The sequence below is a fragment of the Psychromonas sp. KJ10-10 genome, from assembly GCF_047323245.1.
Classification (GTDB): domain Bacteria; phylum Pseudomonadota; class Gammaproteobacteria; order Enterobacterales; family Psychromonadaceae; genus Psychromonas.
The window spans coordinates 3,927,528-3,940,640 of record NZ_CP178826.1 but is presented as its reverse complement, the minus strand read 5'-3'; the positions used below and the strand labels follow the sequence as shown (position 1 = coordinate 3,940,640).

The 13,113-nt window shown below is 38.6% G+C and carries 9 protein-coding genes and 5 pseudogenes; 13 read left to right on the top strand and 1 reads right to left on the bottom strand.

Annotated elements, in window-relative coordinates:
• Positions 1-18: 18 nt before the first annotated feature.
• The 7 genes and pseudogenes from mutL (at position 19) to ACLKMH_RS22560 (ending at position 8,354) form a co-directional block, all read left to right on the top strand.
• A pseudogene (gene mutL / locus ACLKMH_RS22590) lies at positions 19-1,873 on the top strand (DNA mismatch repair endonuclease MutL).
• Complete coding sequence (gene miaA, locus ACLKMH_RS22585) at positions 1,866-2,789, top strand: tRNA (adenosine(37)-N6)-dimethylallyltransferase MiaA (protein WP_413700046.1); 924 nt, start codon at positions 1,866-1,868, stop codon at positions 2,787-2,789. The pseudogene mutL and the gene miaA overlap by 8 nt, the downstream one beginning before the upstream one ends.
• Before the next feature lie 136 nt (positions 2,790-2,925).
• Positions 2,926-3,153 (top strand): RNA chaperone Hfq, encoded by a 228-nt coding sequence (hfq, locus tag ACLKMH_RS22580; RefSeq protein ID WP_413700045.1) that lies wholly within the window; start codon positions 2,926-2,928, stop codon positions 3,151-3,153.
• A gap of 296 nt (positions 3,154-3,449) precedes the next feature.
• A complete protein-coding gene (gene hflX, locus ACLKMH_RS22575) occupies positions 3,450-4,736 on the top strand; it encodes a ribosome rescue GTPase HflX (protein WP_413700044.1) in 1,287 nt (428 codons plus the stop codon).
• 102 nt (positions 4,737-4,838) lie between these two features.
• Positions 4,839-6,031, top strand: a pseudogene (gene hflK, locus ACLKMH_RS22570) (FtsH protease activity modulator HflK).
• The gene (hflC, locus tag ACLKMH_RS22565; protein WP_413700043.1) at positions 6,024-6,890 is read left to right on the top strand and encodes a protease modulator HflC; all 867 of its coding nucleotides are present in this window, start codon (positions 6,024-6,026) and stop codon (positions 6,888-6,890) included. The pseudogene hflK and the gene hflC overlap by 8 nt, the downstream one beginning before the upstream one ends.
• A gap of 151 nt (positions 6,891-7,041) precedes the next feature.
• Positions 7,042-8,354: pseudogene (locus ACLKMH_RS22560) on the top strand (adenylosuccinate synthase).
• Between the two features lie 160 nt (positions 8,355-8,514).
• Here the strand turns inward: ACLKMH_RS22560 and ispB are convergent.
• Positions 8,515-9,479, bottom strand: a pseudogene (gene ispB / locus ACLKMH_RS22555) (octaprenyl diphosphate synthase).
• A 340-nt stretch (positions 9,480-9,819) separates the two neighbouring features.
• Between ispB and rplU the strand changes: the two are divergent.
• The 6 genes and pseudogenes from rplU to ACLKMH_RS22525 all read left to right on the top strand — a co-directional run bounded on the left by rplU (position 9,820) and on the right by ACLKMH_RS22525 (position 13,112).
• The gene (gene rplU, locus ACLKMH_RS22550) at positions 9,820-10,131 is read left to right on the top strand and encodes a 50S ribosomal protein L21 (RefSeq protein ID WP_413700042.1); all 312 of its coding nucleotides are present in this window, start codon (positions 9,820-9,822) and stop codon (positions 10,129-10,131) included.
• A 16-nt stretch (positions 10,132-10,147) separates the two neighbouring features.
• Positions 10,148-10,405, top strand: a complete 258-nt coding sequence (gene rpmA / locus ACLKMH_RS22545; protein ID WP_413700041.1) for a 50S ribosomal protein L27 — start codon at positions 10,148-10,150, stop codon at positions 10,403-10,405.
• Between the two features lie 157 nt (positions 10,406-10,562).
• A pseudogene (gene cgtA / locus ACLKMH_RS22540) lies at positions 10,563-11,534 on the top strand (Obg family GTPase CgtA); the annotation flags it as partial.
• Positions 11,535-11,566: 32 nt separating this feature from the next.
• Positions 11,567-11,737: a hypothetical protein gene (locus ACLKMH_RS22535; protein WP_413702476.1), complete on the top strand. Its 171-nt coding sequence runs from the start codon at positions 11,567-11,569 to the stop codon at positions 11,735-11,737.
• A gap of 63 nt (positions 11,738-11,800) precedes the next feature.
• Positions 11,801-12,031, top strand: coding sequence for a hypothetical protein (locus tag ACLKMH_RS22530; protein ID WP_413700040.1), 231 nt, complete (start codon positions 11,801-11,803; stop codon positions 12,029-12,031).
• Positions 12,024-13,112 carry a mechanosensitive ion channel family protein gene (locus ACLKMH_RS22525; RefSeq protein ID WP_413700039.1) on the top strand — a complete coding sequence of 363 codons (1,089 nt, stop codon included), beginning with the start codon at positions 12,024-12,026 and terminating at the stop codon, positions 13,110-13,112. The genes ACLKMH_RS22530 and ACLKMH_RS22525 overlap by 8 nt, the downstream gene beginning before the upstream one ends.
• Position 13,113 lies beyond the last annotated feature (1 nt).

The window sequence follows — 13,113 nt, the reverse complement described above, 5'->3', positions numbered from 1 at the left end:
TTTCTGGATTTTATACACATGGATATTCATATTTTACCCGCCCGCCTTGCTAACCAAATAGGCGCGGGCGAGGTGGTCGAGCGTCCCGCTTCGGTGGTCAAGGAATTAATCGAAAATAGTTTAGATGCTGGTGCTACTCATATTGAAATTGATATCGAAAAAGGCGGTACAAAACGTATCGCCATTAAAGATAATGGTTCAGGTGTTAGTAAACAACAATTGACTCTCGCTTTGAGCCGTCATGCCACTAGTAAAATTAGCCACCTTGACGATTTAGAAGCAATTGTTAGCCTCGGATTTCGTGGTGAAGCGCTAGCCAGTATTAGTTCTGTTTCACGTTTGACCTTTACCTCAAAACCGCAGGATCAAGAACAGGCTTGGCAGGCTCTGGCCGAAGGTCGAGATATGCAGGTTAATATACAGCCAGCGACACATCCACAGGGTACCACAGTGGAAGTATTGGATTTATTTTTTAATACACCGGCTAGACGTCGCTTTTTAAAAACTGAAAAAACTGAATTTCAACATATTGATGATTTGATTCGCCGTATCGCATTGAGCTCTTTTGAGATCAGTTTTGTACTAAAACATAACGGTAAAGTGATTCGACAGTATCGAGCGGCGCAAACGAGCACGCAAGTTGAAAAAAGACTAGCCACGATTTGTAGTGAGGGATTTGTTAAAAGTGCCTTAGCCTTTGAAAATGAAGATGCTATAACTAAAGATGCGCAGTTAAAAATTTCCGGTTGGGTGTCAGATAAGTTATCTCCTCGTTTGCTGGCTGATGTGCAATATTGTTATATCAATGGTCGTATGATCCGCGATAAATTAGTGAATCATGCTATTAAGCAAGCCTATGCTCGACAATTACCAGAGGGGCATTTCCCAGGTTATGTGATTTATATTAATTGTCCTGCTGACCAGGTGGATGTTAATGTGCATCCTTCCAAACATGAAGTGCGCTTTCATCAAGCTCGTTGGGTGCATGACTATATTGTTAGCACGTTAAGTAATACCCTTAATAGTGAACCCCTAAATGCCAAACTTTCACAACATGATTATCAGCCTACAAATGAGTATCAAACCTCTGATACGAGAGAATCGAGTAGCGCTATTGCCGATGCTTCAAGCGTTCGAGAAAATGCCCTGCAGGCAACCAAGTACTTCGCGAGGAAACTATCAATCGAGTTATACTCCAAGTGCATTGGATGATAAACAGGTAACTGCTTACTGCGACTTTGTCGCTGACAGTTATAAACCTTTATTGAACTCTGAAAATAACCAAGCTGTTCAGCCTGACAAGCAGTTAGCACAGACATATTTTGAGGTGATAAGTTTAATTGAACATAAATATGCGTTAATTAAACTAACCCAGAGCCAACAACTGATTGTTGTTTCATTAATTAAAGCTTCTGAGCAACTTGCATTAAATCGATTAATGGATGCCTGGGACAATGGCGAAATAATTTCACAGCCTTTGTTATTACCTGTACGTATTGAAATTGATGAAGTAATGTTGGCACTCTGTGACAATTTTCAATCATTATTCTCGCGTTTGGGCTTTACTATTAAAAGTCAGGCAAAAAAACTGATTATTAGTAAAGTGCCAGCAATGCTTCGCCAGGCACCTGTCGCAAAAATTTTGCCAAGGTTATTTGATTTTCTAAATAATTTTGAAGCACCTTTGAGTGAATCAGAGGTAAGGGATTTTTGCGCCTTTATGATAGCTCAAATTTCTAAGGATAAGTTATTTGATATGACTGAAGTGTCACCTTTATTAGTGTCATTTTCCCCGGATGTTTTACTTGCACAAAGTTCGCTTTATATTAAACCGGATCTATCTCTTTTATTACAAGGTTTTTTAGATGAATAATTTCCCAAGCGTACTCTTTTTAATGGGACCAACAGCATCAGGAAAGACAGATCTCGCGATTCGTTTAGCGACTGAATGTAATTGTGAGATCATTAGTGTTGATTCTGCACTGATCTATAAACAGATGGACATTGGAACTGCTAAACCAACCCGTGAAGAGTTAACTAAAGCCCCCCATGCTTTGGTTGATATTATTGACCCTTTAGAGGCTTATTCTGCTGGGGACTTCCGTGAAGATGCGATCAGGATAATGCAGGATATTATTAGCCGAGGTAAAACGCCTTTGTTGGTTGGTGGCACTATGCTTTATTATAAAGCTCTGATTGATGGCCTATCACCTTTACCCAGTGCAAATCCAGACATTAGAGAACAGATAGAAAAAGAGGCAATGCAGTTTGGCTGGCAATATTTACATGACCAACTCGCACAATTTGATCCGGTTTCAGCGAAACGAATTCATGTAAATGATCCGCGGCGTCTATCGCGTGCAATTGAGGTTTACCGTATTTCTGGTAGTAGTTTAACCACTTTAACAGAAGCAAAAGTTGAACCTCTTCCTTTTAATTTTAAGCAATTTGCGATTGCACCTTCTGAGAAGTCGGTATTACATGAGCGCATTGAACGTCGCTTTCATATGATGTTGGATTCTGGTTTTGAACAGGAAGTTGAACGTTTACGAGATCGTGGTGACTTACATCTAGATTTACCTTCGATGCGTTGTGTTGGATACCGACAAATGTGGGAATACCTAGATGGAAAAATGGATCATCCAGAAATGATTTTTCGTGGTATTGTAGCAACAAGGCAACTGGCTAAACGACAAATGACTTGGTTAAGGGGCTGGAAAAGTGACATCATTTGGCTTGAAAGTGGTGATGAAAACAATTTTGATAAGTGTAAGGCTGAGTTAGACTAAAATAAATAATCATTTAAAATATAAACTGATAGTGGTAGAAAGTGTTATTGATCAAAAATTTAAAATTCAAATCGGTTTTTATTTAATCATTGTTTATACTGGTTTTAATAATAAAAATAATTAGGGAAAGATGACGATGGCTAAAGGACAATCATTACAAGACCCATTTCTGAATACACTACGCAAAGAACGCATTCCAGTGGCAATCTATTTAGTGAATGGCATTAAACTTCAAGGGCAAATTGAGTCATTTGATCAGTTTGTGATTTTATTGAAAAATACAGTTAGCCAAATGGTTTACAAACATGCTATTTCAACTGTCGTTCCGACTCGTGCAGTTCCCTCTATTCAGCATGTAGAGTAGTTTGTAAATTTTTGTCATAAGTAGGTTGTTGGTTTTCCATTCCATATTTGTGCTGAATCTATAATGTAATGCGTGATAAATATTGCCACTGATTTTATCTTTTTGCTATGTGATTTCTTTTCTACATGGAAGCCATTTTGCATTGTACAAAATAAATTCGAAAGACCAACAAACTCATGGCTTGCTTCTATATTCATATTGGGAGCAAGCTTTTTTTATTTAAATTTTAAGTTACTTTAAAACGGATATGCTAGTCTTTGTTTTTTTAGATACTCAATTTTTGGAGCGTTATATCATTGTTTGATCGTTACGAAGCCGGTGAACAGGCTGTTTTAGTTCATATCACTTTTTCAGATGACGAAAAAGAAGACCTTGACGAACTCAAGTTATTAGTTAGTTCTGCAGGTGTAACAACGGTTGGTACCGTTATTGGGCCTCGTAAGTCACCACACCCAGGTTATTTTGTGGGCACAGGTAAAGCTCAGGAAATCGCAGATACAGTGCAAACTTTAGGGGCTGATGTTGTTATTTTTAATCATCCACTTTCTCCTGCTCAACAGCGTAACCTAGAAGCATTATGTCAGTGTTTAGTACTCGACAGAACTGCTCTCATCCTAGATATCTTTGCTCAACGTGCGCGTACCTATGAAGGTAAATTACAGGTTGAACTTGCGCAGTTGCGTTTTATGTCAACGCGCTTAATACGTGGCTGGACTCACCTTGATAAGCAAAAAGGTGGGGTTGGTATGCGTGGTCCTGGTGAAACTCAGCTAGAAAGTGATCGACGTTTATTAAGTGCTCGTATTACTGCCATTAAAGGGCGTTTAGCGAAAGTGGCTAAACAACGTGATCAAGGGCGTCGTGCACGCCAGAAAGCAGAATTACCAACGGTTTCCTTAGTTGGTTATACAAACGCAGGTAAATCGACTTTATTTAATCAGATAACAAATGCTGGGGTATATGCGGCGGATCAGCTTTTTGCTACATTGGATCCAACATTACGCCAAATTGATATTGAAGATGTTGGTAACTGTGTTTTAGCTGATACGGTTGGTTTTGTTCGACATCTCCCCCATGATCTAGTGGCGACCTTTAAAGCAACACTACAAGAAACACGTGAAGCAACCTTGTTATTGCATGTGGTTGATTGTTCAGATGAACATTACCGTGACAATATCGATGCGGTACAAAGTGTTTTAGAGGAAATAGATGCAGGTGAAGTGCCTCAATTAGTTATTATGAATAAAATTGATGCGCTAGATGATGTCTCTGCACACATTGACATGGATGATCAGGGTAAACCGAGTCGAGTTTGGTTATCTGCACAAACTGGTGAAGGAGTTGAGCTTTTATTTGAAGCATTAACAGCGCATTTATCAGGACAAATAAGAGCATTGCAGTTAGCGTTACCCCCTGCACAGGGTAAATTACGTCTTGCTTTTTATGAATTAAATTGTATAGATAATGAAAGTTATAGTGAAAACGGCGACTGTTTGCTAGATATACGCATAAATAATGTGGATTTATCGCGCTTACGAAAACAGTTCGACGGTAATCTAGAAGCATGTATCGTTAAAAAATAATAAGAACATAATATGTCATAGTAGCTTTATTATTGTTAATATCATTGCTACATTAATATTTTAAATTTAATCACTTATATATCGAGGGCTAAAATGGCTTGGATGGCTTGGAATGAACCGGGAAAAGATGATAAAAAAGATCAAGACCCGTGGCAAAATGGCGATAAAAAGAAAAATGAGCAGGGGCCACCTGATCTAGATGTTGTGTTTCAAAAAATGTCTGACTTATTTGGTGGTTTATTTGGCAAAAAACCTTCATCGGGAAACCGAGGAAATAAAGGTAATGGTGGGAAATTCGCTGTTATCGCTATTGCTGTTTTATTATTTATTGTTTGGTTTGTTAGTGGTTGGTATACCGTTAAAGAATCAGATCGTGGTGTGGTACTGCGTTTAGGTGCTTATCATAGCCAAGTAGAACCAGGTTTGCATTGGAACCCAAAATTCATCGATAACATTATTCCTGTTAACGTAGAAGCTTTCCGTACTATGCCAACAACGGGTTTTATGCTAACGGAAGATGAAAATATCGTTACCGTTGCGATGGAAGTTCAATACCGCATTGTGATGCCTGAAAAATATCTATTTAGTGTAATCAATGCTGATAATAGTTTATTACAAGCACTAGACAGTTCATTACGTTTTGTTATTGGTCATTCAAGTATGGATGATGTTTCTAACAACAGGTCGTGAAGTTGTTCGTCAAGCGACTTGGGAAATGCTAGAAAAAATCATCGAACCCTATGACTTGGGTATAGAAATCGTGGACGTGAATTTAGAACAAACTCGCCCTCCAGAACAAGTTAAAGAAGCATTCGATGATGCTATTCGTTGCGCAAGAAGATGAAGAGCGTTTTGTACGTGAAGCGGAAGCTTATCAACGTGAAAAAGAACCTATTGCTCGTGGTCAAGTAAAACGTATTGAGCAACAGGCACAAGCTTACAGCGAAGGTATTGTATTAAAAGCACAGGGTGAAGTAGCGCGTTTTAATAATCTACTGCCTGAGTATCAAGCTAATCCTGAAGTAACACGTCAACGTATCTACATTGAAGCGATGGAGTCAGTATTAACTAACAGCTCTAAAGTTTTAATTGATAATAAAGGTGGTAGTAATTTAACCTTTTTACCCCTAGATAAGTTAATGAGCCAAAGCGCAACACCTAAAGCAACTTATTCAACAGAAATCGAGACACGATCTCGAGCAGATGAGGTCACGCTAAAGATGAAAAAGAAGCAACAACAAGCAATGATCGTTTTTTCAGTAGCCGTACAAGCGGGAGAGAATAATCATGAGTAAATTAATAATTATCCCAATCGTATTATTCTTAGCGTTTATCAGTAGTGCATTTGTTGTCACTGAAGGGCAGAGCGGTATCGTGATGCAATTTAGTAAGGTAAAGCGTGATGCAGAAGGCCAACCTGTTGTGTTAGCCCCTGGTTTGCATTTTAAAGTGCCAGTTATTGATTCTATTCGAATTATGGATACGCGTATCCAAACACTCGATGATCAAGCTGATCGTTTTGTGACTTCTGAGAAAAAAGATTTGATTATCGATTCTTATGTAAAATGGCAAATTGATGACCTAGCAGTTTATTACCTCGCAACAGGTGGTAATAAACTACAAGCTGAAGCGCTACTGAAGCGTAAAATCAATAATGGCTTACGTAATGAAATTGGTGCTCATACTATTAAAGAGATCGTCTCAGGTAAACGTGGCGAAGTAATGGAAACTGCGCTAAAACGTATGGCTCGTTCATCAGAGTTAGGTATCAAAGTAATAGATGTTCGCATCAAGAAAATTAACCTACCCGATGAAGTGAGCAACAGTGTTTACAAACGAATGCGTGCTGAGCGACAAGCGGTAGCAAGAGAACATCGCTCAGAAGGACAAGAGAAATCTGAAATCATCCGTGCAAATGTAGACCGTAAAGTATCAATCATGATCGCGGAAGCAAATAAAAACGTCGCTGAAGTTCGTGGTGAAGGTGATGCTCAATCATCTAAAATTTATGCGGACTCTTATGCACAAGATGGTGAATTTTTTGCTTTCCTTCGTAGCATGAAAGCTTACGAAAATAGCTTTTCTGACAAAGATGATGTGATGGTTTTAAGTCCTGATTCTGAGTTCTTTAAGTTTATGAATAGTAAAGAGTAATTTAATCTGGGCTGTTCTGAAAGGGCTTATTGGTAGCCCTTTTTTTGTGCCTGAAATTTAAACTGACAAGGTTTTGAGCATAAAGGGATTGATCAAGGTGATTAATTATTGCTAAAATCCTCGCTCAATTCGCTAGAGATATGTGATTCTGATGGGAAAAAATGTAGTAATTCTTGGCACTCAATGGGGTGACGAAGGCAAAGGTAAGGTCGTAGACCTTCTTACAGACAAAGCACAATGGGTTGTTCGTTATCAAGGGGGCACAATGCTGGCCACACTCTTGTAATTGATGGAGAAAAAACAGTTCTTCATCTTATCCCATCAGGCATACTACGTGAAAACGTAAAGTGTGTTATCGGTAATGGTGTTGTATTAGCACCTGATGCTTTGTTTACTGAAATGAATATGTTAACTGAGCGTGGTATACCAGCTAAAGAACGTTTGTTCATTAGTGAAGGTTGTCCTCTTATTCTGCCTTATCACGTTGCATTAGATGTTGCGCGTGAAAAAGCACGTGGTAATAAAGCAATTGGTACGACAGGTCGTGGTATCGGTCCAGCTTACGAAGATAAAGTAGCGCGTCGTGGTTTACGTATTGATGATTTATACAATATGGAAAAATTTGCAGTAAAACTAAAAGAAGTGATGGAATACCACAACTTCCAATTAGTAAACTACTACAAAGTTGATGCTGTTAGTTATGAAGACGTGCTTGCACAAATGACTGAAATGGCTCCATTATTGATCAGCATGGTTATTGATGTAACTGATGAGCTAGATAAAGCGCGCTTACGTGGCGAAAATATTTTATTCGAAGGCGCACAGGGTACATTGCTTGATATTGACCATGGAACATACCCGTATGTTACCTCTTCAAATACTACCGCTGGTGGTGTTGCAACTGGTAGTGGTTTTGGTCCAACGCACCTTGATTATGTATTAGGTATCGTTAAAGCTTACACCACGCGTGTTGGCTCAGGTCCTTTCCCAACAGAGCTTTATGATGGTATTGATAAGTTAGAGCCTGCTGGTCATCATATGGGGACGGTAGGTCATGAATTTGGTGCAACAACAGGACGTTTACGTCGTACAGGTTGGTTTGATGCTGTTGCTATTAAGCGTGCAGTACAACTTAACAGTATTACTGGTTTCTGTTTAACCAAACTTGATGTATTAGATGGATTAAAAGAAATCAAAATTTGTACTGGTTATGAAATGCCTGGTGGCGAGATTGTTGATGTACCACCAATGAGTGCAGATGGTTATGAAGTTGCGTTACCTGTTTATGAAACAGTAGCTGGTTGGGATGAAGTTTCATTTGGTGTGACATCATTTGACGCATTACCAGAAAATGCAAAAGCTTACATTAAACGCCTAGAAGAAATCACAGGCGTACCAATGGATATTATATCTACTGGCCCAGATCGTAACGAAACAATGATTCAGGTTAACCCATTTAGTTAAGCTAACTGGTTAAATCTAATAAAAAAGGCCGCTATATTGAAAAATATAGTGGCCTTTTTACTTTAAAGGCTGGAAAGTGTTAAAGCTTAAAGGCTAGAAAGTTTGTTTTGATTTTACTGGCGACTAAAAACTGATAGCTGATCGTTTTCTTCAGCTTTTTCTATCTGCTCGCAATATGAGCAAGACTAATTAAGGCCTGTTTATATTCGCTTTCTGGTAATACAGAAAGCGCATCAATGGCTTTGTCAGCTTCTTCTAGGGCTCTCTGCTTTGTATATTGCAGGGCGTTAGTTTCATTTAATGCTTGCATGATTTCATCAAAGTGATCCATGCCATTAGCTTTTTCAATTGCATCACGAATTAACTTCACCTGTGCTTCTGTGCCATGTTGAATCGCGTGAAGTAATGGTAGAGTAGGTTTTCCCTCTGCTAAATCATCGCCTGTGTTTTTACCCATTTCTGCTGCGTCTGAATCATAATCCATGACATCATCGGTTAATTGAAATGCAGTACCAAGATATTTACCGTAATTTAATAAAGCCTCTTCTATTTCTGCTGGTTGGTTCTCCTAATACGGCAACAAGCTGTGTTCGTCGCTTCAAAGAGCTTCGCAGTTTTAAAGTAGATAACATCCATGTAGCTTTTTTCAGTGGTATCAGGGTCATTACAGTTCATTAATTGTAAAACTTCACCCTCAGCAATGACATTAGTTGCATTGGAAAGCACATCCATGACTTTTAAGTTTTGCAAATCAGTCATCATTTGAAAGGAGCGTGTATATAAAAAGTCACCTACCAAAACGCTGGCGGCATTACCAAAGAGAGCGTTTGCAGTTTTTTCACCGCGACGCAGGTCAGATTCATCAACCACATCATCGTGTAATAAGGTAGCGGTATGAATGAATTCAATAATAGTCGCTAACTTAGTGATTTTATCATTATGTAAATTAAGTGCTTGAGTCGCTAAAATAGTGATAAGGGGGCGGATACGTTTACCACCACTATTAACAATATAAAAACCTAGTTGATTGATTAATGCGACATCAGAAGTTAACTGTGCTTGAATTAAGGCATTCACCTGCGACATTTCATTGTCTGTTATTTGCTGAATTTGTTTGATATTCATGGTGTAACTGTTCCGAATTAAGCATTAAAATGATGGTGCTTATTATTGCCCTTTATCGGTTGTATCTCAACTCTGTTGTCACAAAAACTAGAACTAATTTAGTTTATGTTTATAGGAAAACGTTTGACCGTAAGTTGCTGAAAAATAGTATAATGTAGTATTTTTAAACAAACGGTTTTGTTATTTGAAATAGAAGATACAACTATTTCCTTTTTTTCTGAATAGCATTGCCAAGAGGGCCTAATTGCCGTAAACTCCGCCTCCATTGTGATTAATAAGTGCGCTCTTGATGCTAATTCCTATGATGAATAGCACGAGAAGCCTGAACGGAGTAATAAACATGTACGCTGTTATCCAAAGTGGTGGCAAGCAACACCGTGTTGCTGTTGAACAAACTCTTCGTTTGGAAAAACTTGATGTTGAAGCTGGTGCAACTGTTGAATTTGATAAAGTTCTTCTAGTAGCTAACGCAGATGACGTTAAAGTTGGTGTTCCATACGTAGACGGAAGTAAAGTAACTGCAGAAGTAGTTGCACACGGTCGTGGTAAAAAAGTTAAAATCGTTAAGTTCCGCCGTCGTAAACATTCACGTACTCAAGCTGGTCATCGCCAGTGGTTTACTGAAGTTAAAATTACTGCAATTAACGCTTAATTAGGAGTTATTTAAAATGGCACATAAAAAAGCTGGTGGTAGTACTAATAACGGTCGCGACTCAGAAAGTAAACGCTTAGGTGTTAAACGTTTTGGTGGCGAGTCTGTATTAGCTGGTAATATCCTTGTTCGTCAACGTGGTACTAAATTCCACGCTGGTCTGAATGTTGGTCTTGGTAAAGATCATACTCTTTTCGCGAAACAAACTGGTACAGTTAAATTCGAAAAGAAAGGTAAACCACTACGTTCATTCGTGAGCATCGTTGCTGAGTAATTCAGTTACGAATTAGAATTCTAAAGCCTCGCTTATGCGGGGCTTTTTTTCACTTATTTATTTTTATTAGTCATTATACTAATCTAAAGATGTTTAATAAAAATAGGTATAATCAACACGCATCAAATTGTTGTGTGTATTTTTCTTGGAGGTTGGAATGAAGTTTGTTGATGAAGCAAAAATAAAGGTTGATGCTGGTGATGGTGGCAACGGCTGTGTTGGCTTCCGTACAGAAAAATATATTCCTCGTGGTGGCCCTAATGGTGGTGATGGCGGTGATGGTGGTGATGTTTATTTACAAGCTGATGAAAACTTAAATACACTTGTTGATTTTCGCTTTGTGCGCTTTTATGTCGCAGAACGTGGTGAAAATGGTCAAACACGTGATTGTACTGGATCTCGTGGTAACGATCTGGTTATTCCTGTTCCTGTTGGTACTCGTGCGCGTGACGAAGACACAGGTGAAGTAATTGGTGATTTAACTAAGACAGGTCAAAAACTCTTAGTCGCTAAAGGTGGCTTTCACGGGTTAGGTAATGCACGTTTTAAAACAAGTACCAATCGTGCTCCTCGTCAAAAGACAGATGGTACGCCTGGTGAAGTGCGTAACTTGCAGTTAGAGCTATTATTACTTGCCGATGTGGGCATGCTAGGATTACCTAATGCAGGTAAGTCTACTTTTATTCGTAGTGTTTCTGCAGACTAAACCTAAAGTGGCTGATTACCCATTTACGACTTTGATCCCAAACCTTGGGGTTGTAAGTATGGGGCATGGCCGCAGTTTCGTAATTGCAGACATTCCTGGATTAATTGAAGGCGCTTCTGAAGGTGCTGGTTTAGGTACTCGCTTCTTGCGTCACCTTGAACGTTGTCGTGTACTACTGCATATGGTTGATTTATTACCAGCAGATGGAAGTGATCCGGCTGATAACGCAGAAATAATTTTAGAAGAACTAAGCAAACATAGTCCGAAATTAGCGACTAAACAGCGTTGGTTAATTTTTAATAAAACTGACTTATTGTTGCCTGAAGAAGCAGAAGAAGTGATGCAGTCGGTTATTGAACGCTTAAATTGGGACGGTCCAATTTATAAGATTGTCTGCGATTTCAAAAACGGGTACCCAGCAAGTTTGTCAAGACGTAGCTGATCATCTCGAAGAAATGCCAACGGAATACACGGCTGAAGAAGAGCGTCAACAGGTTGAGTTCCAATGGGATGATTACCATGAATCCGCAATGGATGATGCTAATCTGCACTTTGGTGAAGATGACGAAGACGATGATTGGGATGATGAAGACGAAACGATGGAAGTCATTTACGTCAGAGATTAAACATTTTAATGTTAAAAATAAAACCTCGCTTTGATATGATCAATGCGGGGTTTTTTTATATGTATGAAAAATTATTTTTACTTTGAAATTAATAATAGAAAAGGAAGTAATGAAGTGATCAAGTATTGCACAGGAAAATTAGCACTAGCAAGGCGTGAGTTGCAGGAGATAGTTGTTCTCACTTCAATACTCACAACACCGCTAGAAGTAATTTTAACCAGCAAGACAGATCACCTTTTTACTTCTTTTGGTATGAATACATTGCCGATTGCGATGAGGAATAAAAATGCTTGAGCAAATTGAATTATATTTACAGCAATTGTTAGTGTCATTGAACATTGGTAATTGGGTCGCTAACTTCTCGGTGGTGATATTGATTACCTTGATATTACAGTTGGTTTGGCGAGCTTTCGCCAGAAAAACAGAGGTTATTATTGAGCGTACGGAAAATCATTGGGACGATATTGCCTGGTTTGCGGTGTCTAGACCTGTAAATTGGTTAATTGTGTTGATGGGGGGCTCAATGGCATTGCGTGTGGTTGCTGAAAGTGAAGAGCTTTTGCTTTCTGAGTATTTGCCATTGATTCAAAAAATATCAATATTGATTTTGGTTGGTTGGGCATTCCTTCGACTGGTTAATAAAGCCGAAGAGACGTTTGTTGCTCTCGAAGATAAAGATACTACCACTGTGACGGCTATGGCTAAGCTAGCAAAATTATCTTTAGCCGTGATTATTATATTGTCTATTGTGCAAACTCTAGGAGTCAGTGTTTCAGGAGTGTTAGCCTTTGGTGGCATGGGTGGCCTAGTGGTTGGTATGGCGACTAAAGACTTGTTATCTAATTTATTTGGCGCGCTAATGATTTATATGGATAAACCCTTTAAAGTTGGTGATTGGATAAGAAGCCCTGATAAGTCAATAGAAGGCACTGTGGAGGATATCGGATGGCGTGTTAGCCGTATTCGTACCTTTGATAAACGTCCGTTATATGTACCTAATAGTCTGTTTACTCAAATTGTTGTAGAAAATCCATCACGCATGAGTAATCGTCGTATTAAAGAAAGTTTTGGTTTACGTTATAAAGATATTAGCCAAGTTGAAGCTATTATTACTGATGTACGTGATATGCTAAATAACCACCCTGATATCGATACTAATCAGACATTAATTGTTAACTTTGATTTATTTAATAATTCATCCTTGGACTTCTTTATTTATACCTTTACAAAAACCACGGATTGGGTGCAATTCCATCATATTAAGCAGGATGTTTTACTTCAAGTGGCGAAAATAGTTAAACAGCACCAAGCTGAATTTGCTTTTCCGACAAGACAATTACATTTAGATGCAAAAGTATTAGAAGGAAAAGCATAAA